The sequence below is a fragment of the Thiomicrospira sp. genome (assembly GCF_014859555.1).
Lineage (GTDB): Bacteria > Pseudomonadota > Gammaproteobacteria > Thiomicrospirales > Thiomicrospiraceae > Thiomicrospira.
The window spans coordinates 1-21,997 of record NZ_JACUTY010000032.1 but is presented as its reverse complement, the minus strand read 5'-3'; the positions used below and the strand labels follow the sequence as shown (position 1 = coordinate 21,997).

The following is a 21,997-nucleotide window of genomic DNA, read 5'->3' as shown; positions in this document are numbered from 1 at the left end:
CCGAGTTATGCCAGCGTTGTGTCGATAACGTCGCTGGAGAAGGCGAAGTGCGCCATTATGCATAAGCCAGTTTTTCGTCAGAGTGGCTTGCGTTATGTTTGGTTAGCCGGCCTGGTGCTGGTATTAGATCAATTCACCAAGTTTTTGGCGTTGAGTTATTTAACCTTTGCTGAACCAGTCGCGGTAATGCCGCATTTTAATTTAGCCCTGGTGTTTAATTATGGTGCGGCGTTTAGTTTTTTGGCCGAGATGGGCGGATGGCAACGTTGGTTTTTTGCTTTGTTGGCTTTGGCCGTGAGTGCAGGCCTGGTGGTTTGGTTGGCTAAATTAAAAGCCCAGCCCACGTTTGAAGTATTGGGTTTAAACCTAATTCTAGCCGGCGCGATCGGTAATTTAATTGACCGCGTGTTGTTTGGCCGTGTCACCGATTTTCTCGATTTCTATTACGGTTCTTGGCATTACGCGACCTTTAATATCGCCGATATGGCGATTACCTTAGGGGCGGCGATGCTTATTATTTATGAGTTTTTCTTGCGACCTAAAGGCAAGCCAACAGCGAAATAATCCATCCGGCTAACTCGATTAACGGATGAAGTGGAATAAGAAGTTATGAACCGTCAGAAAAAGATTTACCAAAAAGTTAAAAAGCGAATGCAGCAAGAAAAGGCTAAAAACCAGCCGGTTAAAAAGCCACGCTATATTCCCAAAGCTGAGCGTGAAGCGCTAGAAAATGCAGCAGCCGTGGAGTTATCTTCTACCTCAGTTGATGAGACTTAGATTTAAGCGTATTCAGGCTAAGCGCGTTCATTAATTTATTAGAAACAAAAAACCACCAGGCCTGGTGGTTTTTTGTTTCTAAGGGGTCGCATTGTTCGGGTTAAGCGGTTTTGACTTTAAACCAGCTGCTATAGAGTGCCGGTAAAAATAACAAGGTCAACACGGTTCCCATCGTCACCCCGCCAATTAACACATAAGCCAACGGCCCCCAGAAGGTTGAGGTGGTTAATGGTATAAACGCCAAAACCGCCGCCAGAGCGGTCAGAATAACCGGGCGTGCGCGTCTTACGGTGGCATCAATTACGGCTTCATAGTCGTTCATGCCTTGGCGTTTGTTGTCATCTATCTGGCCGACCAAAATCAGCGTATTACGCATGAGGATACCTGCCAAACCAATTAACCCCAGCGTCGCCACAAAGCCAAAAGGTTGTGAAAACAACAGCAACGCCATCACCGCACCAATTAGCCCAAGCGGGGCGGTTAAGATCACCATAAACATGCCGCTGAATGAGCGCATCATCAACATTACTAGGGTAAACATTAACACTACCATCACCGGCATCATGGCTTGAATCGAGCCTTGTGCTTTGCCGGATTCTTCAACCGAACCACCGATTTCAATCTGATAACCTAAAGGTAAATTGGCGTTAATCGCTTGCAAATCAGGCCAGATTTGCATGGTGACATCGGGTGGTTGCGCGCCGGGTTTGATTTCTGAATTAACCGATAAATACGGCATGCGATTACGGCGTTTTAATACGGGATCTTCAAACTCGACCTTTAATTGTGCTAAGTGTTCAAGTGAAACACTTTCACCGCTGCGTGTTTTAATTTGTAAGCTGCCAACCGTCGATACGTTGAGACGTTCGTTATCCGGCGCACGCGCAATCAGTTGAACACTGCGGGTTTGATCACGTAGCTCGGATACGGTGACACCATTCAACAAAAACTGCAGTTGGTTTTGTAACTCTAGCGGCGTTAAACCCAGTTGTGCCAAACGATTTGTATCCAGATCAAGGCTGATAATGGGGGCACGCTCGCCCCATTCTAAATGCGGTTGAATGGTTTGCGGATGTTGTTCCATAACGTCTCTAACTTGAGTTGCAATATTGCGCAAAACGATAGGGTCTTCGCCCATTACACGGAAAGTGACCGGCCAGATAACCGGTGGGCCATAAAGTAATGGGTGAACCCTTACCCGTGCCTCGGCAAACTCGCCTTGGTCAATCAGGTTTTGCATGCGTGTTTGCAAAACATCACGTTCATTACGGTCAGCGGTGATCGCAATAATTTTGGCAAACGCCGGGTTTGGCAGTTCTGGGTTGAGTGCAAGGAAGAAACGCGGTGCCCCTTGACCGACATAACTCGAAAGCGAGCGCACTTCAGGTTGCTCGGCGAGCACTTTTTCGATGCGTTGTGTGAGTTTATCGGTGACTTGAATGGCGCTGCCTTCTGGTAAATAAATATCCACCATCAATTCTGGTCGATCTGAGCTTGGAAAAAATTGCTTCTCCACCAATTTGCCCATGCCAACCACCGATAATACAAATAATATAAAGGTGGTTAATAGCACGGTTTTACGCTGATGCACACACCAGGTAATGGCGGCACGCAGTTTTTGGTAAAGTCTTGTGTCATAGGGATTGGGTTGCTCGTTATGGCTATGGTGCACCGCGTGTTTGGGTAAAAGTTTGACGCCCAGATAAGGTGTAAACAATACCGCAACTAGCCAGGAAGCGATCAGGGATATGCCTAAAATCCAGAAAATATTACCGGCGTATTCGCCAACATTTGAAGCCGCAAATCCAATCGGCACAAAGCCTACAGCGGTAATAAGAGTGCCGACAAGCATTGGCATAGCGGTCACCGACCAGGCATAAGAGGCGGCTTGAACTTTATCGAGACCTTCTTCAATTTTTACCAGCATCATTTCAATCGCAATAATGGCGTCATCCACCAATAATCCTAATGCCAAAATCAGGGCGCCCAGTGTAATTCGATCCAGGTTTTTGCCCATCAGCATCATAATAAAGAAGGTCATCGCCAAGGTTAAAGGCACGGCCAGCGCAACCACCAGGCCTGCTCTTAAACCTAACGCTAAAAAACTCACCAACATGACCACCACTAACGCAATGACAAATTTCATTTGAAATTCGTTAATGGCTTTGTTAATTGCATCGGCTTGGTCAGTGATTTTATCTAAATGAAATCCCAGCGGCAGTTCAGCATTTATTTGCTGTTCGGCTTGGGCGAGATTGTCGCCTAAATCTAAACCGTTAAAGCCTTTTTGCATAATTACGCCAATCAGCAAGCTTTCCTGTGAGCGATCGCGGATCAGGTAAGTGGGCGGGTCTTGATAACCCTGCTCAACATTTGCAATATCGCCTAAACGAAAGCTTTTGCCATCAACCGATAAAGGCAGGTTGCGCAGCGTTTCGGGCTCGGATAAATCAGTATCTAGGCGCAGATATACACGTGCGGCTTGGGTGTCAATTTGGCCGCTGGGTGTCAGTCGATTGTGGGCGTCAATTGCATCAAATACTTGTTGCGGACTTAAATCAAGTCTGGCGAGTTCAGTTGAGGCCAACTCAATAAATACAGTTTGAGGGCGTTCGCCGAGCAAGTTCACTTTTTGTACACCGTCCACACGCAACAGTTGATCACGAATTTTTTCGGCAGGTGCAATAAGTTGGTGTTGCGCTAGTTCGGGGGCAGTTAAGGCGTAGAGCGTAAAATACACATCCGAGAAATCGTCGTTTACAAACGGGCCTTGCACGCCATGAGGTAATTTTGACGCTTCGTCCAACATACGTTTACGTACCTCGTAAAATACATTGTGAACTTCGCTGGCGGGGGTGTGATCCTGAAACTGAATTTGCATGTTGACTTGACCAGGGCGACTGATGGTTTCTACTCGGTCAAAGTAGGGCGCTTCTTGAATGCGTTTTTCGAGGCGATCCGCGACTTGTTCTTGCATTTGTTGGGCACTGGCTCCAGGCCAATTGGCGGAGACGGTCATGACTTTAATCGTAAAACTAGGGTCTTCGGCACGGCCTAACTGACTAAAAGCATACAGACCCGCCAGTGCCACTAAAATAATAAAATAAAGCGTGAGTGAACGCTCTCTAACCGCCCAGGCGGAAAGATTAAATCGATCCATCATAGCGGCCGCTCCTGAGCGGCTTGGCCGTCTTTTAATAGGTGCACGCCGGCTTTAACTATGCGAGTGTTTGCGGGCAGGTCGGTTTTAATCAAGCCATATTCAGAGCTCAGATGAACCACCTCAACCGATACCAAGTTCACTTGTTGGTCAGCGTAAACCCAAATATATGCGCCCTCGGCTTGTTCATAAATGGCGGATAACGGTACTTTGGCTAAGTCTAGATTATCGCCAAAGCTTAAACGCAATGATTGCCCGAGTTGCACTTGAGCATCCGCCGGCAACGCATAATGCGCCTGCCAAGTGCGAGAACCACTATGCGCGCTAGGTTTTAACTCGCGCAAGCTGACGTTTATGGTTTGGTTTGGTTGGTGCCGCAAAGTCGCTTTAGCTTGTTTGGGTACAGCGTGAATGCGGGATTCGGGTATTTGAACTACGGCATCAAGGCCATCTTGATATATAAACTCAATCAGCGTTTGGCCTGCGGAAACGACTTGACCTTTATCCACCGCTACCGATTGCACCAGGCCTGGTGCTGGTGCGTTGAGGCGTGCATAGTTCAGTTGACGCTGTGCGAGTTCTAATTCACGTTGCAATGCGATTTCGCGTTGTTGTAAGGTGGTGACCTGGTTTTGCGCTCGGTCATATTCTTGTTGAGAAACTAACTTACGATCTAGTAAATCCTGTGAACGTTTGGCTTCGGTTTTGGCTAAATTCAACTCGGCCTGGGTCGCGGCCAGATTAGCTTGGGCGGCACGCAATCTAAGGTTTAAATCGGTTCGGTCAAGTTCGAGCAGCAGATCACCAGCTTTAACCGCATGGCCGGGGTTCACTAGGCGTTTTGCTACTTGTCCATTGACCTGAAAACCTAATTGAACGGTTTTTTGAGCTTCTACTTGACCACTGAGATGCCATTCTAAAAACGCACCTTGTTCAATTTGGGTGGTCAGAACATAAGGTTTTGGGGTGGACAGTGCATTAGTGGAATCTGAGCTGCAACCTGACAATAACCCTAAGCTAGTTAGACTGATGAGTAAAAAAGGAAAAAAATGGACAGGCTTTAGATGCATAGCTGAGACTCTTGATTAAGAATAATGATTCATATTAAGTGAATCTTAATGTTAAGTGAGCCATTATATTAGCGTTAATTAATGATGTTATGCAAATGATGCGCACAGAAAACTTTGATGAAGCCGGTTAGTTGGACTCTTGAGCCTTTTGTTCGCGCAGTTGGCGGTACTCAATTTTGACGCTGCGCGCTTGTAATTTCCAAAACTGATAGCCCAAACCCAGCGGGGAATGGAGCCAAGCAAAATAAGCGGGCTGATTATTAGCCTGATTCATTACTGTACGGCCTCTCGGAGAGTTTTTAACAGGTGCATGCTTGGAAAGCCATCGGCTGGCAAGCTGCGATCGACTTGGAATTCGCGAATCGCTTGGCGAGTCATTGTGCCAGCTACACCATCAATGCCACCCAACGCATAACCTAAACCACGCAAGTGGCGCTGAAGTTCACTGACATGTTGTTTACTTAAGGCTTCATCGTCAGACGGTTTGGTGGCGACTAGTGGTTCGCGTCCTATCAATCTATCGGCCAAATGCCCAACGGCTAAAGCGTAACTGTTGGAATTATTCCAGCGTTTGATGACAAAAAAGTTGTTGTACACCAAAAACACGGGGCCGCGATAATCGGAAGGCATTAATAAAGCCGCTTGCATATCGATATTAGGCACCGGACGGCCATCCGCGAGGGTAATGCCCATTTCGCGCCATTCGGATAAAGACCGACGGGTTGAACCGTCGGCTAACGCATAATTAAATGGGGTAGGCAGTCGCACTTCGCGTCCCCAGTTTTCTTCTTTGTTCCAGCCCAGTTGGTTCAAAAAGTTTCCAGATGAATGAAACACATCAGGCAAGCTGTTCCAAAGGTCTTTGCGCCCAGAGTTGTCGCCATCGACACTGTATCGCAGATAGTTGTAAGGCATAAATTGGGTTTGCCCCATCGCGCCAGCCCATGAACCTTTCATTTGTTCGAACGGAATGTGGCCTTCATCCAAAATGCGTAAGGCGTAAATCAGTTGGTTGGTGAAAAACTCGCTACGGCGTGGGTTGTAGGCCAGCGTGGCTAAGGCTTCTATGATAGGAATATTGCCGGTAAAGCCGCCATAGTTAGTTTCCATACCCCAAAAAGCCACTAAGAATCGACCAGGCACACCGTATTTTTTTGTGACTTCATCTAGTAATGGGCGGTTTTCTTCATAAAGTTCGATGCCCTTTTTAATTCGCCAGTCGGTGACCGTGGCTTCAAAATATTGCCAAAAGGTGCGGGTAAATTCGGGTTGACGTTGATCTAGTTCCAGCACTCGCTGGTTCAGGCGTACATCGGCAAAGGCTCTATCTAGTGTAGGTTGAGAAATGCCTTGTGATTTAGCTTGCTGTTTAAAGTTGGTTAACCAGGCCTGGAACTCGGCTTCGGATTGCGCACTCACCTGGGTCGTTGCCAGCATTATACTCGCCGCGAATAAAAGTTGAGTCGTTTGACGGAATCTGGATAGGCACGTTAAGAACATAGTTTTAGCAAGCTTTACTTTATTTGATAGTCGAGTCGCTATTTTACCGAAACCTTGCCTTAAAGAGGGTAAAATTAGCGCTAAATTTACAGTGAGAGAATTTATGAAATTTTTTGCGACCGCACCGAGTGGCTTATCTGAATTATTACGCGAAGAGTTGATGGCGCTGGGCGCCCAAAATGTTAAAGCTCAGCCACGCGGCGTCGCGTTTGAAGGCGGGCTGGTGGACGGTTACCGTGCTTGTTTGTGGTCGCGTTTGGCTAACCGAATTTATTTAGTGTTGGTGGAAGCTGAATTGCCGAATCAAGAGGCGCTTTACGATACGGTGCGTGCAATCGACTGGTCACGTCATATGAGCGAAGACCACAGCTTTGCAATTTCGTTTACCGGCAAAGGCATGGGGATTGAGCATACGCACTTTGGCGCGTTGAAAATTAAAGATGCGGTAGTGGATTATTTCCGTGATAACCGAGGGGTTCGGCCTTCGGTAGATGTGGATTATGCCGATATTCGTTTACATGGTCACCTTAATCGCAATCAGTTCACTTTAAGCTTGGACTTAAGTGGTCATAGTTTGCATCAACGTGGTTATCGTGAAGGTCAGCAAGTTAAAGCACCGTTAAAAGAAAATATCGCAGCCGCTATTTTGATACGTTCCGGCTGGTTAGATATGGCCAAACAAGGTGGCGTGTTATACGACCCGATGTGTGGCTCGGGTACGTTTTTAATTGAAGCCGCGATGATCGCTGCCGATAGTGCACCGGGTTTAGCCAAAGCGCAAGACATGGGTTTTTTGTCTTGGCTAGGACATCAGCGCGAAATTTGGTCAGATTTGGTGGTGGACGCTGAAAAACGTGAATCGGAAGGTTTAAAGAATTTACCAGCCATTTACGGTTCGGACTCCCATCCTGGCGCGATAAAAATTGCTCGACAAGCTATTCAGCAAGCTGGGTTGGATGGTGTGATTGAGGTGCAGTTATTAAATATTAACGAAGCCAAACCTTGGGGTGAATGGACACCAGGCCTGGTGGTTGCCAATCCACCTTATGGTGAACGCTTAGGTGAAGAAGACGAAGTTAAAGCCTTATATGTACAAATTGGCGAGTGTTTAAAAACTCACTTTGTAGGCTGGCAAGCGGCGGTTTTGACCTGTAATAAAGAGTTGGGTTTATATTTAGGTATAAAAGCCAAACGCGACCACAGCTTTTTTAATGGCGCGTTGGAGTGTAAGTTATTCCGTTTTGACATCCAGGAAGAGTTTTTCCGCCAACCGGCTTTAAAAGCAGGGGTAGATTTGGCGGCCGAAGTTGAAGTTTCGATGGCGGATTTAGCCCAAACCGAAGGTGCGCAAATGTTTGCCAATCGGTTACGCAAAAACTTAAAAATCCTGCGTAAATGGGCCGATCGCAATAAGGTGATGGCTTTCCGTGTTTATGATGCAGACATGCCAGAATACGCTTTGGCGATTGATTATTACCATACGCTAGAAGCCGGTGAGTGGCTGGTGGTTAATGAATATGCGGCACCTAAAACGGTGAATGCCGCCAAAGCCAAACGCCGTTTATACGAAGCCATGTCGGTTTTGCCGGACGTAATGGATATACCCAGTGAACGTATTTTGTTTAAAATTCGCCAACGTCAACGTGGCGGCAGTCAATATGAAAAACTCGAAGAGCGTAAAGACTATTTTACGATTATCGAAAACGGCGCCAAACTAAGAGTCAATTTTGCGGATTATCTTGATACGGGCGTATTTTTGGATCACCGTGATGTGCGTGCCATGGTAGGCGAATTGTCAAAAGGCAAACGTTTATTAAACTTGTTTTGTTACACCGCCACCGCCACCGTGCAAGCCGCCGTCAAAGGCGCGAACAGCTCGTTGAGTGTGGATATGTCGAAAACCTATTTGTACTGGGCGAAACATAACTTCATGACCAATGATATGGATTTAAAACGCCATGAATTATTACAAGAAGATGTGGTCGCTTGGTTGCAAAACCCACCTGAGCTCACGCCATTTGATGTGATCTTCCTTGATCCGCCATCGTTTTCATCGTCTAAACGCATGGAAGGCGTATTGGATGTGCAGCGTGATTATGTTGATTTAATTGAACAAGCCGGGCATTTGTTGACTCAAAACGGTGTATTAGTGTTTTCCAATAACCGCCAGAAGTTTAAGCTTGATCCAGAGGCTTTAAGCGCTTGGGCGATTGAAGACATCACACGTAAAACCCTGCCAGAAGACTTTAAACGCAGTCCTAAGATTCACCAGGCCTGGTTGTTACGTAAGAAATAATAACGGACAGCTAAGCTAAGCTTTTTTCACTACATAGTTTGCATCATGGGGCTTGGGTTCGCGGTTTTTTCGCAAATCCGGCCCCTTTTTTTTGTTTCGCTTTTAGTTCTAAACTATTAATAATGCTTTTGTAATCCAGCCCGGCTTTTTTCATTTCAACAAAGCAAACCACAATGACCGCAATTGGGTTAGGTACGCTGTCTTTCTTTTTATAAGACTGTAAATTTTTTTCGCTTACCTTGATTAATTTACTGAACTTAGGCAGCGAAATATCCGCATCTAGCAGGTGTTTTTTGAACTCTATAAATGTCATTAAAGTTGCCTTAAATCAAGAAAAGATAAGCCGTATTGTATCGTTTTATGGGCTTGTCTGGATAGGTAGCTTGAAAAAAACAAACTAATGGTTATAATTTATTACTAATGGTTTTAAAAATAACCAGGTTTTCATTTTCAAAAAGGGGTCCGACATGTCTAAAGACGTAAAGAAAAAAGATGTTAAGAAAGTAGCCAAAAAAGCCACTAAAAAAGCCGTTTCGAATAACGACGTAAAAAAGAAAAACGCTAAAAAAGTCGTCAATAAAGTGACTAAAGCTGTGGTTAAAAAAGGCTTATCTAGCAAGCAGAAAGTTAAAAAAGCGGTAAAGAAAGCCGTTAAAAAAGCCTCCAAGTAATTCTCAGCCCGTTTGATTAATTTGATTAAGCGGGCTTTTTAAATCCTTAGTTTAAAAACTGACCCAATTCGACCAACCTCTCTTCTTTCTTAATTCCCTCTTTATTGTTCTGGTTTTTATCGCGTAAAACGAAGTTTTTTCATTAAGTTAACGACCAATCAATCGGGTATAATATTCGACTTTATTTCGCTAGGGTTACGACATGTTAGGCGCCAAAAATATTTTCTCTTATCGCAAACACTGGGCACACAAGTTTGGCGTGGCGCCATTTTTGCCGATGACCCGTGCCGAAATGGATTTATTAGGCTGGGATGCCTGCGATATTATTTTGGTGACAGGCGATGCTTATGTTGATCACCCTAGCTTTGGTATGGCGGTGGTCGGGCGTATGTTGGAATCGCAAGGTTTTCGTGTCGGCATTATCGCCCAACCTGATTGGAAATCGGTTGATGACTTCCGTGCGCTGGGTGAACCGACTTTATTTTTTGGGGTTACCGCCGGCAATATGGATTCGATGGTTAACCATTACACCTCTGACCGCAAACTGCGTCACAACGATGCTTACACGCCGCATGATGACTTTGGTAAACGCCCGGATCGTGCAACCGCGGTGTATTCGCAACGTTGTCGAGAAGCTTATAAAAACAAACCGATTATTTTAGGTGGCATAGAAGCCAGCTTGCGCCGGATTGCGCATTATGATTATTGGTCAGACAAAGTTCGTCGTTCGGTGATTTTTGATGCCAAAGGCGATTTGTTGGTGTATGGCAATGCCGAAAGAGCGATTGTTGAAATCGCGCATCGTTTAGCCAAAGGTGAGTCGATTAAAGATATGCGTGATGTTCGCGGTACGGCTTATATTGTGCCGCGTGTTCCGGAAGGCTTTATTGTGATGGACTCAACCGAAGTCGATACACCAGGCCTGGTAACACCGCATCTTAACCCTTATGAAATGGTGACCGAAGAAGGCTGCGAAACTAAAAAGACCCAGACCGAACAAGCCGCTCAAAGCATTGATCAACAAAATGGTGTGCAAGTGGTACGGGTGGCGTTGGAAATTCCACGCCATCACCCGCGAGATAAAACCGTAATTCGTATGCCGTCGTTTGAACAGGTGCGTGACGATGCGGTGCTGTATGCTCACGCCTCACGCGTGTTCCATCTTGAAACCAATCCGGGCAATGCACGAGCATTAGTTCAGCGTCATGGTGACCGTGATTTGTGGATTAATCCGCCGCCGATTCCACTCAGCACACCCGAAATGGATGGCGTGTTTGATTTGCCTTATGCACGTGCGCCGCATCCCCAATATGGCGAGGCCAAGATTTCGGCTTGGGAAATGATCCGTTTTTCAGTGAATATTATGCGCGGTTGTTTTGGCGGTTGTACTTTTTGTTCGATCACCGAACACGAAGGCCGTGTGATTCAAAATCGTTCAGAAGAATCCATTTTGCGTGAAGTAGAAGACATTCGAGACCGAGTTAAAGGTTTCACTGGTGTGATTTCCGATCTAGGTGGCCCGACCGCCAATATGTGGCGATTGGCGTGTAAAGACCCACGTATTGAATCGAACTGTCGTCGTTTGTCTTGTGTGCATCCGGGCATTTGCCGTTATTTAAATACCGATCAAACGCCACTGATTGAGTTGTATCGCAAAACCCGCGCTTTGCCGGGAATCAAAAAGGTATTGATTGCATCCGGTTTGCGTTATGACTTGGCAGTGGAAACCCCTGAATACGTGAAAGAATTGGTGACACACCATGTCGGCGGCTATTTGAAAATCGCGCCGGAACATACCGAAGAAGGCCCGCTGAATAAAATGATGAAGCCGGGCATGGGCGCGTATGATCGCTTTAAACAAATGTTTGAAAAGTATTCCGCAGAAGCCGGTAAAAAACAGTATTTAATTCCTTACTTTATCGCCGCGCATCCAGGTACCACAGATGAGGACATGATGAACTTGGCGCTTTGGTTAAAAGCCAATGACTATCGTGCCGATCAAGTGCAAGCCTTTTTACCGAGCCCAATGGCGATTGCGTCGGCCATGTATCACACCGATCTGAATCCGCTGCGAAAAATCCATCGTGATGATAAAGATGAGAAGGTATTTACGCCTAAAACCATTAAACAACGTCGTTTGCACAAGGCCTTTTTACGTTATCACGACGCGGAAAACTGGCCGTTATTGCGTGATGCCTTGCGCGAAATGGGGCGCGAAGATTTAATTGGTAACGGTAAAAAACATCTGATTCCGTCTTTTCAGCCGGCAGGCACCGGTTTAACGGGTGGCGAAGGCAAACGTACGGGTCGCAAGTTTGGCCAGCAGCAGTTTTTAACCAAACACAGCGAAAATGGCCGCAAACCTTTACCCGCCAAAACGCCTAAAAAGAAGCCAGCAAAAGCGCGAAAAACACGAACACGCTAAAGCCGATAGCCATTAACTTGATTTGTCTCAAGTTTAGCCAAACGACCAACAAGGCAAGCAAGCACCAGGCCTGGTGCTTGCGATAGAATGGCGGCTAAAAACAAGAGGACACAAGCATGGAACAAGGTATTCAATTTGATACAGCGTTAATCAAACGTTACAACCAAAGTGGGCCTCGTTACACCTCCTACCCAACGGCGGTGCAGTTTGAAGAAGCGTTTGGTGTGGCCGATTATGAACAAGCTGCACAGCGCAGCAACGCGTCTGGGCGTGGATTGTCGCTGTATTTTCATATTCCTTTTTGTGACACGATTTGCTTTTATTGCGCGTGTAACAAAGTTTGGACACGTGATCGTTCTAAAACCACACCTTATCTAGAACGTTTATTTAAAGAAATTGAAATGCAAGCCAAGCTGTTCGACCCAAATCGTAAGGTGGAGCAATTACACTGGGGCGGCGGTACACCGACTTTTATTGATCACGATGAAATGCGTCAGTTGATGGCAAAAACCCGCGAATGCTTTAACTTGTATGACGATGACCGTGGCGAATATTCGATTGAAATCGACCCGCGTGAAGCCACCGCCGAAAGCGTTAAATTGCTGCGTGAGTTAGGTTTTAATCGCATGAGTTTAGGCGTGCAGGATTTTGACCCGAAAGTGCAAAAAGCGGTCAATCGACTTCAGTCAGAACAAGAAACCTTTACGGTGCTGAATGCGGCGCGTGCGGAAGGTTTTTTATCAGTTAACGTAGATTTGATTTACGGTTTACCGTTTCAAACCGAAACCAGTTTTTTAGAGACACTGGATAAGTTATTAGAAGTTGAGCCAGATCGTTTCTCAATTTTTAACTATGCACACATGCCTACTATGTTTCCGACCCAAAAACGCATGAAAGAAGAAGACATGCCTTCGCCTGATCAAAAACTCGCGATTTTGCAGGCGACGACCGAGCGTTTGTTAGCGGCGGGATATGTTTATATCGGCATGGATCATTTCGCCAAGCCGGATGACGAATTGGCGATTGCCCAACGTAATGAAACCTTGTATCGAAACTTCCAAGGTTATTCAACGCATGCCGATTGTGATTTAGTTGGCATGGGGGCGACCTCAATTAGTTTGATCGACAACACCTACGCGCAAAATATGCGCAGTTTGGATGACTATTACACCCGCATTGATGCTGGACAACTGGCGGTTTTCCGTGGTGTGCATTTGACCGAAGACGATGAATTGCGTCGCGACGTGATCACGCGTTTAATCAGTCATTTTCACTTGAATTTTGCGAATGTAAATCAGCAGTGGGGAATTCGATTTGATGAATACTTTGCGGAGGAATTAAAGTCTTTGCAAGGTTTTGTGGATGATGGTTTATTAACCCTGGATGCAGAAGATATTTATATCACCGCGAAAGGGCGTTTATTGATTCGAAATATCTGCATGGTGTTTGATGCCTATTTAAAAACGGGCACACAGAATCGTTTTTCTAAAGTGATTTAACCCGGTTTAATCCACGACCACCAGGCCTGGTGGTCGTAAGTTAGACGATTCGTCATGGTTTGTTTGCTAAACCTCAAACCTTCAAAACTTAAAAGCTATAGCGATATCCGACTGTCATCGCACTGGTGTCGGTATTACGGATCACACTCGCTGTTAGGCTAGAACGCCGATCAATCCATACTGCCGCATAGGCGCCCAGGGTGGATTCTTCATTAGACTCTAAAAACCCGATCGTATTTAAGTTCATTCCCCATTCAAACCAGTTTTTAGCGCCAGCACGAAAACCAAAGTCGTAGCCTAAATTTGTTTGTTCGACACGATTGCAGCCAACTAGGTTGCAAGCCTGAGCACGGCTTAAGTACTGCCCAATGTGTGCATAAACATCCCAGCTTCGTTTAATTCCAATCGCATAGCCCAATTTGGCAACATAGGTTTGGCTATTGAGTTTAGTGAAGTCGGTTGAACTCTGGCCTTGAGTGGTATTGAGTGTAACAATCAAGCCTGGGCGGGTTTGATAGCTGAGTCCCAGTCCCCAAATTTGCAAAGCCGAATGTTCATCCACTAGGCCTGCAGCGTGCTGAATTAAAAAAGGCTCATCAAAATTTGCAAAGCCAATCTGGGCTTGAAATTGTGAATAATTGAAGTTGGATTTGGCTTGTAGAGGCAGGGCAAGCACGAGTCCCAACACTAGCGCAAAGCCAGTCATTGAAGGCTGTCGGAAATTAATCACCACAGTGCTGACACCCCGGATCTTTATTTAAGTTAAATTGACGAATACTCATGCTTAAGCCATCAATTAACATCAATTTGCCCATTAAGGTGGGTAAACCGACTAGGGCTTTAATCGCTTCTAGCGCCTGCATCGAACCGACCATGCCGACTAACGGCGCAACCACACCGTTTTGGCTACAGGTTTGGTCGGTACTGGTGCCACGTTTGTATAGACATTCATAACAGGGTGATTGGCGGTCACGAAAGTCATAGGTCGTGAGTTGACCTTCCCAGCGAATTGCGGCACCGGATACCAGGGGTTTATGGGCTTTAAAGCAGGCCTGGTTAAGCGCAAAGCGAGTGTCAAAGTTATCCGAACAATCCAGTACGATATCGGCTTGGTCAATCTGTTGGGCTAATTCTGCGGCGTCCAATTGGTGTGTGATCACGTTTAATTGGGTGTTGTGATTCAGTTGGCGCAAACTTTGGGCGGCTGATTCGGCTTTATTCAGACCCAGCCGGCTTTCGGTGTGAATCACTTGGCGCTGAAGATTGGATTCGTCTACTTCATCAAAATCCACCAGCGTGAGCTGACCCACGCCAGCCGAAGCCAAATACATCGCAACCGGTGAGCCTAGACCACCTAAACCAATAATTAAAGCATGCGATTGCGCCAGTTTAAGTTGGCCACTGTAATCGATTTCGGGCAGCAGAATTTGACGAGAATAACGCGCGAGTTCGTTATCGTTGAGTTCTGTGGTCATGGTTTTTGTCCAATAGTTACTCTGGGTTGACCCGCTAGGTCGGTTATTAATTCTATCGCCTGATAGCCTGATTGCTTAAATAAATCCGCCACCGATAGGGCTTGATTATAACCGTGTTCAACCATCAGCCAACCTTTTGAAGCCAAATAGGTTTGGGCTTGTGAAATGATCACACGCAAGTCATCCAAGCCATCTGTACCAGAAGCCAAGGCTTGACTAGGTTCAAAACGTAAATCGCCCTGGCTTAAATGTGGGTCGGTCGATTCTATGTAAGGCGGATTGGATACGATTATATCGAATTTGTGATGGTTGACGGGTTCAAACCAGCTGCCTTGATAAAACTGGATAGCTAAATTTAGTTGTTGAGCATTGCTTTGTGCGGTGGCTAAGGCCGCATTTGAGTAGTCAATCGCGTGAATTTCAGCTTGTGGGAGTTCAGAGGCTAAAGCTAACGCAATCGCGCCTGAACCTGTGCCTAAATCAAGTAGTGTTAACTCAGGTTGTGAATAAAGAGCCGCTTTGTGCAAGGCAATGTCGACTAGGGTTTCGGTGTCGGCGCGTGGAATCAGGGTATTCGGATTGACATGCAGGTTTAAACCCCAGAACTCGCGTTGGCCAGTTAAATAAGCAATCGGTTGACCTTGTTGACGCTGGCCAACCAAGTCAAAAAAAGCCTTGGCTTGTTGGTCTGTGAGTTCGCGCTCTGGCCAGGTATAAAGTTGAGCACGTGAAATTTTAAGCAGATGACAAAGTAAAATCTCAGCTTCAAGCTTAGCCGACTCATGATTCAATTGCGACTGAGCGTGTTGAATCGCGTGCTGATACGACCAGGCCTGTTGCATGGTTTATTCCGCGCCGCTTAACGCCGCTAGCAACTCTGCTTGATGTTCTTGGGTTAACGGATCAATCACGCTCGCTAAACCGCCGTTCATAACTTCATCTAACTTATAGAGCGTTAAGTTGATGCGGTGGTCGGTTACGCGGCCTTGCGGATAGTTGTAGGTGCGAATCCGTTCAGAGCGATCACCTGAACCGACAAGGTTTTTGCGTTCTTGGGCGATTTTTTGATCGTGAACCTGGCGTTTTGCATCCATAATCCGAGCGGCTAATAGTGACATCGCACGCGCACGGTTTTTATGCTGCGAACGTTCATCCTGACATTCAACGATGGTGCCAGTTGGAATATGTGTAATACGAATCGCCGAATCGGTTTTGTTAACATGCTGACCACCCGCGCCCGAAGCGCGGAAGGTATCGACTTTAAGATCAGCCGGATTCAATTCAATTTGTTCGATATCTGGCACTTCGGGCATGACCGCTACGGTAGCCGCCGAGGTGTGGACACGACCTTGGGTTTCAGTCGCTGGAACACGCTGAACTCGGTGTGCGCCAGACTCAAATTTGAGCTTTGAATAAGCGCCATCGCCAATAATTCGCACGATGATTTCTTTAAACCCGCCATGCTCACCGTCATTTTGGTTAATGAGTTCAATTTGCCAGCGCATAGTTTCGGCATAGCGACTGTACATTTTGAACAGGTCGCCAGCAAATATCGCAGCTTCGTCGCCACCGGTGCCGGCGCGTATTTCAAGGAAGATGTTGGCATCATCATTCGGATCACGCGGTAATAGCATTTTGTTTAGGTCAAGTTCGAGTTGGTCGATTGTTTTTTCCAGGCTCGGATATTCTTCTTGCGCCATTTCTTTAAGTTCGCGATCACCTGAAGCAATCATATCTTTTGCTTCTTGCAAGTCGGCTTCGGCCGCTTCAAATTTTTGGTAGGTTTCGACTACCGGAGTGAGTTGCGAGTGCTCTTTAGACAAGTTGCGGAATTGGTTTTGGTCGTTAACAATGCTGGGTTCGGACAATAAAGCGCCGACTTCTTCCAATCGTTCGACTAGGGTTTGCAGTTTATGACGTATAGATGATTTCACTCAAGTTTACTCGATTCAGTTGGGTGGTTGTTGGGTTCTAACAACAGGGTTTCGGCCATATTTATTAACTCTTGATCGCCCGCCAGTCCAGCTTCGTGTAGCTGATGGCTTGGCGTGTGGATTAACTTGTTGGTAAGTTGGTGCGCCAAACGATTGACCACGCTTTGTGGGTCTTGACCTAGCTCAAGCTGATGCAAGGCTTGTTCTAAAACCTGCTGTTTCATTTTTTGCGCTTGGTGGCGATAAGTCCGGATGAGTGGGTTAACACACTGAATGGCTTGGTATCGGCACATAAAACGTTCGGCTTGCATCTGGATGATTTCTTCTGCCTCATCCGCCGCATCTTGGCGTGAACGTTTGTTTTCAGAAATAATCTCTTGCAAGTCGTCAACACTGTAAAGATAAACGTCTTCAAACTGGTTGACACTAGCATCAATATCGCGTGGTACGGCGATATCGACCATAAACATCGGCCTGTTTCGACGTTTCTTAAGCGCCTGTTTTACATGCTCTTTGCTCACTAGCTGCACCGGACTACCGGTGGAGGCAATGACCATATCGGCTTCATGCAAATGGCCGGTGAGTTCATCGAGCTCAATCGCAAAACCGCCTACGGTCTCGGCCAAGCTATGGGCTCGGCTGAAGGTACGGTTGGCAATAATAATTCGGCCAATCTGGCTTTCATGTAAATGACGTGCAACGAGTTCAATGGTTTCGCCGGCACCAATTAGTAGCGCGGTTTGATTGGATAAATCACCAAAAAACTGTTTGGCTAACGATACGGCGGAAAAGGCGACGGATACGGGGCTTGATCCAATCGCCGTGTCGGTGCGGACTTGTTTTGCAGTACGAAAAACTTGCTGAAACAAGTGCTCTAGTGTGTGATGCACGCTTTCGGTTTTGTGGGCCAAATTATAAGCATCTTTGATTTGTCCCAAGATTTGTGGCTCGCCTAACACTAATGAATTCAGTCCGCAGGCCACACGCATAATATGTTGTACCGCTTTAAGGTCTTGATGCAGATATACATAAGGTGTCAAGCTGCTGGGTGTGAGCTCAAAAAAAGCGTGTAACCAATCAATTATGGATTCAGCTTTTGCATCTTTAACCGTAAAGTAGATTTCTGTCCGGTTACAGGTAGACAAAATGATACTTTCAGCCACTAGCTGTTCGTCTCGGAGTTGCTGTAGGGCGCTAAAAACTCGCTCAGCCGTAAAAGACACGGTTTCTCTGATGTCTACGGGGGCGGTTTCGTGGTTCACACCTAAGGCGAATAAATTCATGCGATCACTGCAAGTGTCTGGTTTAAAAAGAGACAGCGATTTTATCCGATTTTGACCACTTTAACAAAACATTCACAACCCGAGCTTTTAGTTGGGTTTTAAATGAGATTGTGGAAATAGAATCTGGGCTGAAAAATAATCCGTATATATCGATTTTAACTGATTAATATAATTAGCTTTATTGGTTGGTGGGTTAAAGTAACGGTTAGCATAAATATCACCCTTTTTTAGGTTAAAACTTGATGAATAGGATCGAATTATGTTAGGGTTTAAAAGATATCAAATTTGACAGAGCTTGCCTTGAGCGGTTTCGATTCAATTAACTTAAAAAGCAAAGGAGACGTTTTTTAGCGTTCCACTTCAACCGGAAGTGACGATGAAAACGCAATCAACATGAATTTCACTTTAAGACCCCCTTGTCTACAAGACGGTGCGGCTATCACTCGATTGGTAAAACAATCGCAAACGCTGGATGTGAACTCCAGTTACCTCTATTTTTTACTTGCTGAGCATTTTTCAGATACCTGTGCGGTAGCGCAGCTTGATGATGCGCAAAACGAACTGGTCGGGTTTGTTACGGCTTATCGTTTGCCAAAAGACCCTAGTATTTTGTTTGTCTGGCAGGTGGCTGTGGATCCAAAAATGCGCGGTCAAGGTTTAGCGATGGCTTTGTTAAAAAATCTAACTCAGCGTGATTGGTTTGGCGAGATTCGCCAAGTTCAATGCACGATTTCGCCATCCAATACCGCATCAAACGCCTTGTTTAATAAGCTAGCCAGTGAGCTGAACTCACAAACCAAAATAGAAGCCTTTTTGACTGAGTCGCATTTGGGTGGTGGCCACGAAGATGAGCCTTTGGTAATTATTAATTTAGCTAAGCCTTGATCCGATTAAACAAAACACAAAATAAAACATAAACACTTAATACGTAAGGATACAAAAATGGATATTGCATTATTTGAACAATACGAGTCTAACGTTCGTGGTTATATACGTTCATTCCCAAAAATATTTGATACGGCGACCAGTGCGACCATTGTAGATGTCGACGGCGTACGTTATATCGACTTTTTTGGTGGCGCCGGTTCTTTAAATTACGGTCATAACCATCCGTTAGTAAACCAGGCTTTAATTAACTATATTCAGCGTAATGGCATTAGTAATGCGCTTGATAAAGCGACAGTCGCCAAGCACGATTTTATTGAGTCTTTTCAAAACACGATCCTAAAGCCGCGCGACATGGACTATAAGATTCAGTTTGTGGGTCCAACCGGCACCAACGGGGTTGAAACGGCTCTGAAATTGGCGCGCAAAAAGAAACAGCGCAGTAACGTGATTGCCTTTACCAATGCTTATCACGGGCACACTTTAGGTGCCTTGGCGGTAACCGGCAACGAGTTTTATCATGATGATTATTATGGCGTACCGTTAAATGTAACTAAAATGCCGTTTGATAATTATTTTGATAACGATAAAGGCATGGATAGCATGGATATGTTGCGCCATTACATGGAAGACAGCAGCTCAGGTTATGATTTGCCAGCGGCGATTATTGTGGAGTCGATTCAGGGCGAGGGTGGTATTAACGTGGCCAGCACTAAATGGCTACAGAAACTCGATAAGTTGTGTAAAGACTTAGACATCCTATTGATTATGGACGATATCCAAGTCGGTAACGGACGTACCGGTGATTTCTTCTCATTTGAACGTGCCGGTATTAAGCCAGACATTATTACGCTGTCTAAATCAATTGGTACGGGTTTACCCATGTCGATCGTATTAATGAAGCCAGAAGTGGATGTATGGGAACCGGGTGAACATACCGGTACCTTCCGTGGTAACAGTCATGCGTTTGTAGCTGGCACGGCGGTTATGGAGCTTTGGAAAAATGATGACTTTAGTCATTCGATTCGTGCCAAGGGTAAGCAGGTTGAAGATACCTTCAAAAGCCTACAAAAAGAATTCCCTAAATACATTACTGATGTACGCGGTTTGGGTATGATTTGGGGCCTAGAGTCTTTAGTGGAAGGCTTCTGTAATGAAGTATCTTACCAAGCTTTCCAGCGCGGCCTAATTATGGAAACCGCCGGTGCAGACGACCAGGTGCTTAAATTCCTCGGGCCATTAGTTATTAGCGAGACTGAGTTGGAAGAAGGTTTCGCCATCCTTCGCGAGGCCGTAGCGGCGGCAGTTGAAAAGTTTGAAAAGGAGAAAGCATGATTATTCGCAAGTTAAAAGAGATTATTGGAACCGATCGCGATGTTAAACCGGATAACGGTCATTGGGTCAGTCGTCGTCTATTACTTGCAAAAGATGGCATGGGTTTTTCGATGCATGAAACCATTATTTATGCGGGTCATGAAAACTATTTTCATTATGCCAATCACTTAGAAGCCGTGTATTGCGTGGCTGGAGAAGGTGAAATTGAAGATTTAGAGACGGGTGTCACGACACCGATTGAGGACGGGACACTCTATGCTCTAAATAATCATGATCGTCACCACTTGCGTGCAACTAAGGATATGCGTTTGATTTGTGTGTTTAACCCACCGGTTACCGGCCGTGAAGTACACGACGAAAATGGTGTTTATCCACTCATTATCGAATAATCTGTTCACCAGGCCTGGTGGTTTGCTGCCAGGCCAATCCTCTTTTCTCTATCCTATTATTCACTTAACCAAACCGAGGTCTTCTTATGAGACTATTGGATTCTTTGCGTCAATTTAAGCATTGATTGATCCAGGTGCCCTTATGTCCAACATGGCATTATCGGTTGCCGGATTGCCTGATAGTGAAATAGGTCAAGCGAATTGTGTCCCACCAGGCCTGGAATGACTGGTTAGAGGTGGAGAAACTGGTGTCAGATTTGGATAATTCGGAACAGGTTTGTTAGGCTTATCAGACATTTCTGACTCATCCAGTTGAACGTTTTTTTAAGAACTAGGATGAGTTAGTGGTGTGTTTTATGCACGAAAATGGGCAAACCTAGAGCAAGCGGGAGTGCTTTGATCGTTAAGTGACTTAACCGCGCTTAAGGTTGTATTCGTAGGTTAAAAATTGTTTAAGAATATCAGCCTGTACCGGCTTGTGCATAACGGTAATATCTTTAGGCAGTCTTTCACGATCAATTTCGCTGGGTTTTTCGCCGGTCATGACAATAATGGTAGCTGATTTGGTAGTTTCAAAGTTACGCATTGCATGTACCATGCTGTAACCATCCATTTGCGGCATAATTAAGTCGGCAAAGATGATTTCTGGCTTATAACGCCCTGCATTAATTAAGCCTTCGTAGCCATCATTGGCGGTTAAAACTTTCATTGGAAAATCCAAGCTTTGCGCCATGGATTTAATCAATTCCTGCGAAACTCGATCATCGTCCACCACTAAGACTTTTAACACACCATCATCTTCATTGGCACGTTCACGGCCATTTTGCATAATGTATTCGTCGACAGAAGAGCGCAATAATCGACGGTGACCGCCAGGCGTTTTCCAAATTTGCAGAACACCTTCATCGGCTAAGCGTTTGATTACCGTTTTGGATACGCCAATCAAATCACAGGCCTCTGTGGTCGTGATGTATTTAGAGTTAGTTTTTGCCATGAATTGTCTCAGATAGTTCGAATTATTACTTTATTGGATATTGTATCTGCTTTTTTGTAAAAGGGGACAAAAATTTGAATTTTTACGCCTTGAGGCTGGGTTATAGTGTCTTAACCGTTTTTAAGATGATTAATTCGCGTTTTTTAGTGGTAAGCAATAGCTTAGGGCTTAATGTTGGTTTGTAATGCTTTTGCGGTTTGCATTCATTGTTTTGGCTGTGGCACTATTTGATTGAGCAGATTGAGCAGATTGAGCAGATTGAGCAGATTGAGCAGATTGAGCAGATTGAGCAAATAAATAGGGA

The 21,997-nt window shown here is 45.5% G+C and carries 20 protein-coding genes; 9 read left to right on the top strand and 11 right to left on the bottom strand.

Annotated elements, in window-relative coordinates:
• Positions 1-57 precede the first annotated feature (57 nt).
• Positions 58-564 (top strand): signal peptidase II, encoded by a 507-nt coding sequence (lspA, locus tag IBX48_RS06555; RefSeq protein ID WP_296832063.1) that lies wholly within the window; start codon positions 58-60, stop codon positions 562-564.
• A 45-nt stretch (positions 565-609) separates the two neighbouring features.
• Complete coding sequence (locus IBX48_RS06550; RefSeq protein ID WP_296832061.1) at positions 610-777, top strand: DUF2986 domain-containing protein; 168 nt, start codon at positions 610-612, stop codon at positions 775-777.
• A gap of 100 nt (positions 778-877) precedes the next feature.
• Here IBX48_RS06550 and IBX48_RS06545 read toward each other — a convergent pair whose 3' ends face one another.
• The 4 genes from IBX48_RS06545 to IBX48_RS06530 form a co-directional block, all read right to left on the bottom strand.
• Positions 878-3,940: an efflux RND transporter permease subunit gene (locus tag IBX48_RS06545; protein WP_296832059.1), complete on the bottom strand. Its 3,063-nt coding sequence runs from the start codon at positions 3,938-3,940 to the stop codon at positions 878-880.
• The gene (locus IBX48_RS06540; protein WP_296832057.1) at positions 3,937-5,007 is read right to left on the bottom strand and encodes an efflux RND transporter periplasmic adaptor subunit; all 1,071 of its coding nucleotides are present in this window, start codon (positions 5,005-5,007) and stop codon (positions 3,937-3,939) included. Before IBX48_RS06540 ends, IBX48_RS06545 begins: the two co-directional genes overlap by 4 nt.
• 127 nt (positions 5,008-5,134) lie before the next feature.
• On the bottom strand, positions 5,135-5,281 hold the full coding sequence (locus IBX48_RS06535; protein WP_296832055.1) for a hypothetical protein: 147 nt from the start codon (positions 5,279-5,281) through the stop codon (positions 5,135-5,137).
• Positions 5,281-6,444, bottom strand: coding sequence for a lytic murein transglycosylase (locus tag IBX48_RS06530; protein ID WP_296832054.1), 1,164 nt, complete (start codon positions 6,442-6,444; stop codon positions 5,281-5,283). The genes IBX48_RS06535 and IBX48_RS06530 overlap by 1 nt, the downstream gene beginning before the upstream one ends.
• 166 nt (positions 6,445-6,610) lie before the next feature.
• On the opposite strand from IBX48_RS06530, the gene rlmKL reads away from it, so the two are divergent.
• A complete protein-coding gene (gene rlmKL, locus IBX48_RS06525; RefSeq protein WP_296832051.1) occupies positions 6,611-8,803 on the top strand; it encodes a bifunctional 23S rRNA (guanine(2069)-N(7))-methyltransferase RlmK/23S rRNA (guanine(2445)-N(2))-methyltransferase RlmL in 2,193 nt (730 codons plus the stop codon).
• A gap of 43 nt (positions 8,804-8,846) precedes the next feature.
• Here the strand turns inward: rlmKL and IBX48_RS06520 are convergent, their stop codons facing one another.
• Positions 8,847-9,116: a hypothetical protein gene (locus IBX48_RS06520; RefSeq protein WP_296832049.1), complete on the bottom strand. Its 270-nt coding sequence runs from the start codon at positions 9,114-9,116 to the stop codon at positions 8,847-8,849.
• 154 nt (positions 9,117-9,270) lie between these two features.
• Between IBX48_RS06520 and IBX48_RS06515 the strand changes: the two genes are divergently transcribed.
• The 3 genes from IBX48_RS06515 (at position 9,271) to hemN (ending at position 13,398) form a co-directional block, all read left to right on the top strand.
• On the top strand, positions 9,271-9,474 hold the full coding sequence (locus IBX48_RS06515; protein ID WP_296832048.1) for a hypothetical protein: 204 nt from the start codon (positions 9,271-9,273) through the stop codon (positions 9,472-9,474).
• Positions 9,475-9,676: 202 nt separating this feature from the next.
• Positions 9,677-11,899 carry a YgiQ family radical SAM protein gene (locus tag IBX48_RS06510; RefSeq protein ID WP_296832046.1) on the top strand — a complete coding sequence of 741 codons (2,223 nt, stop codon included), beginning with the start codon at positions 9,677-9,679 and terminating at the stop codon, positions 11,897-11,899.
• 116 nt (positions 11,900-12,015) lie between these two features.
• Entirely contained in the window at positions 12,016-13,398 is a 1,383-nt protein-coding gene (hemN, locus tag IBX48_RS06505; RefSeq protein ID WP_296832044.1) for an oxygen-independent coproporphyrinogen III oxidase, read from the top strand.
• Between the two features lie 88 nt (positions 13,399-13,486).
• On the opposite strand, the gene IBX48_RS06500 is transcribed toward hemN, so the two are convergent.
• From IBX48_RS06500 to hemA, 5 genes are read right to left on the bottom strand one after another with little or no spacing between them, the layout of a single operon-like run.
• On the bottom strand, positions 13,487-14,104 hold the full coding sequence (locus tag IBX48_RS06500; RefSeq protein ID WP_296832042.1) for an outer membrane beta-barrel protein: 618 nt from the start codon (positions 14,102-14,104) through the stop codon (positions 13,487-13,489).
• A 16-nt stretch (positions 14,105-14,120) separates the two neighbouring features.
• Positions 14,121-14,873 carry a molybdopterin-synthase adenylyltransferase MoeB gene (gene moeB / locus IBX48_RS06495; protein WP_296832040.1) on the bottom strand — a complete coding sequence of 251 codons (753 nt, stop codon included), beginning with the start codon at positions 14,871-14,873 and terminating at the stop codon, positions 14,121-14,123.
• A complete protein-coding gene (gene prmC / locus IBX48_RS06490; protein WP_296832038.1) occupies positions 14,870-15,715 on the bottom strand; it encodes a peptide chain release factor N(5)-glutamine methyltransferase in 846 nt (281 codons plus the stop codon). The genes moeB and prmC overlap by 4 nt, the downstream gene beginning before the upstream one ends.
• A gap of 3 nt (positions 15,716-15,718) precedes the next feature.
• Complete coding sequence (gene prfA / locus IBX48_RS06485; protein WP_296832036.1) at positions 15,719-16,807, bottom strand: peptide chain release factor 1; 1,089 nt, start codon at positions 16,805-16,807, stop codon at positions 15,719-15,721.
• The gene (gene hemA, locus IBX48_RS06480; RefSeq protein ID WP_296832032.1) at positions 16,804-18,090 is read right to left on the bottom strand and encodes a glutamyl-tRNA reductase; all 1,287 of its coding nucleotides are present in this window, start codon (positions 18,088-18,090) and stop codon (positions 16,804-16,806) included. The genes prfA and hemA overlap by 4 nt, the downstream gene beginning before the upstream one ends.
• Before the next feature lie 393 nt (positions 18,091-18,483).
• On the opposite strand from hemA, the gene ectA reads away from it, so the two are divergent.
• The 3 genes from ectA to IBX48_RS06465 are packed head-to-tail and all read left to right on the top strand — an operon-like array spanning position 18,484 to position 20,699.
• Positions 18,484-18,975: a diaminobutyrate acetyltransferase gene (gene ectA / locus IBX48_RS06475; RefSeq protein ID WP_296832030.1), complete on the top strand. Its 492-nt coding sequence runs from the start codon at positions 18,484-18,486 to the stop codon at positions 18,973-18,975.
• A 57-nt stretch (positions 18,976-19,032) separates the two neighbouring features.
• Positions 19,033-20,310 carry a diaminobutyrate--2-oxoglutarate transaminase gene (gene ectB / locus IBX48_RS06470; RefSeq protein WP_296832026.1) on the top strand — a complete coding sequence of 426 codons (1,278 nt, stop codon included), beginning with the start codon at positions 19,033-19,035 and terminating at the stop codon, positions 20,308-20,310.
• On the top strand, positions 20,307-20,699 hold the full coding sequence (locus tag IBX48_RS06465; protein ID WP_296832023.1) for an ectoine synthase: 393 nt from the start codon (positions 20,307-20,309) through the stop codon (positions 20,697-20,699). The genes ectB and IBX48_RS06465 overlap by 4 nt, the downstream gene beginning before the upstream one ends.
• A gap of 412 nt (positions 20,700-21,111) precedes the next feature.
• Here IBX48_RS06465 and IBX48_RS06460 read toward each other — a convergent pair whose 3' ends face one another.
• Positions 21,112-21,693, bottom strand: coding sequence for a response regulator (locus IBX48_RS06460; RefSeq protein WP_296832020.1), 582 nt, complete (start codon positions 21,691-21,693; stop codon positions 21,112-21,114).
• Positions 21,694-21,997: the final 304 nt, after the last annotated feature.

Excerpts from the sequence above, each read along its gene's own strand:
- IBX48_RS06460 (WP_296832020.1), bottom strand. The coding sequence starts at position 21,693 with ATGGCAAAAACTAACTCTAAATACATCACGACCACAGAGGCCTGTGAT.
- IBX48_RS06540 (WP_296832057.1), bottom strand. The coding sequence starts at position 5,007 with ATGCATCTAAAGCCTGTCCATTTTTTTCCTTTTTTACTCATCAGTCTA.
- hemA (WP_296832032.1), bottom strand. The coding sequence starts at position 18,090 with ATGAATTTATTCGCCTTAGGTGTGAACCACGAAACCGCCCCCGTAGAC.
- IBX48_RS06550 (WP_296832061.1), top strand. The coding sequence starts at position 610 with ATGAACCGTCAGAAAAAGATTTACCAAAAAGTTAAAAAGCGAATGCAG.
- ectA (WP_296832030.1), top strand. The coding sequence starts at position 18,484 with ATGAATTTCACTTTAAGACCCCCTTGTCTACAAGACGGTGCGGCTATC.
- IBX48_RS06500 (WP_296832042.1), bottom strand. The coding sequence starts at position 14,104 with ATGACTGGCTTTGCGCTAGTGTTGGGACTCGTGCTTGCCCTGCCTCTA.
- IBX48_RS06510 (WP_296832046.1), top strand. The coding sequence starts at position 9,677 with ATGTTAGGCGCCAAAAATATTTTCTCTTATCGCAAACACTGGGCACAC.
- prmC (WP_296832038.1), bottom strand. The coding sequence starts at position 15,715 with ATGCAACAGGCCTGGTCGTATCAGCACGCGATTCAACACGCTCAGTCG.
- IBX48_RS06520 (WP_296832049.1), bottom strand. The coding sequence starts at position 9,116 with ATGACATTTATAGAGTTCAAAAAACACCTGCTAGATGCGGATATTTCG.
- hemN (WP_296832044.1), top strand. The coding sequence starts at position 12,016 with ATGGAACAAGGTATTCAATTTGATACAGCGTTAATCAAACGTTACAAC.
- IBX48_RS06535 (WP_296832055.1), bottom strand. The coding sequence starts at position 5,281 with ATGAATCAGGCTAATAATCAGCCCGCTTATTTTGCTTGGCTCCATTCC.
- IBX48_RS06530 (WP_296832054.1), bottom strand. The coding sequence starts at position 6,444 with ATGCTGGCAACGACCCAGGTGAGTGCGCAATCCGAAGCCGAGTTCCAG.
- IBX48_RS06465 (WP_296832023.1), top strand. The coding sequence starts at position 20,307 with ATGATTATTCGCAAGTTAAAAGAGATTATTGGAACCGATCGCGATGTT.
- rlmKL (WP_296832051.1), top strand. The coding sequence starts at position 6,611 with ATGAAATTTTTTGCGACCGCACCGAGTGGCTTATCTGAATTATTACGC.
- moeB (WP_296832040.1), bottom strand. The coding sequence starts at position 14,873 with ATGACCACAGAACTCAACGATAACGAACTCGCGCGTTATTCTCGTCAA.
- lspA (WP_296832063.1), top strand. The coding sequence starts at position 58 with ATGCATAAGCCAGTTTTTCGTCAGAGTGGCTTGCGTTATGTTTGGTTA.
- IBX48_RS06515 (WP_296832048.1), top strand. The coding sequence starts at position 9,271 with ATGTCTAAAGACGTAAAGAAAAAAGATGTTAAGAAAGTAGCCAAAAAA.
- IBX48_RS06545 (WP_296832059.1), bottom strand. The coding sequence starts at position 3,940 with ATGATGGATCGATTTAATCTTTCCGCCTGGGCGGTTAGAGAGCGTTCA.
- ectB (WP_296832026.1), top strand. The coding sequence starts at position 19,033 with ATGGATATTGCATTATTTGAACAATACGAGTCTAACGTTCGTGGTTAT.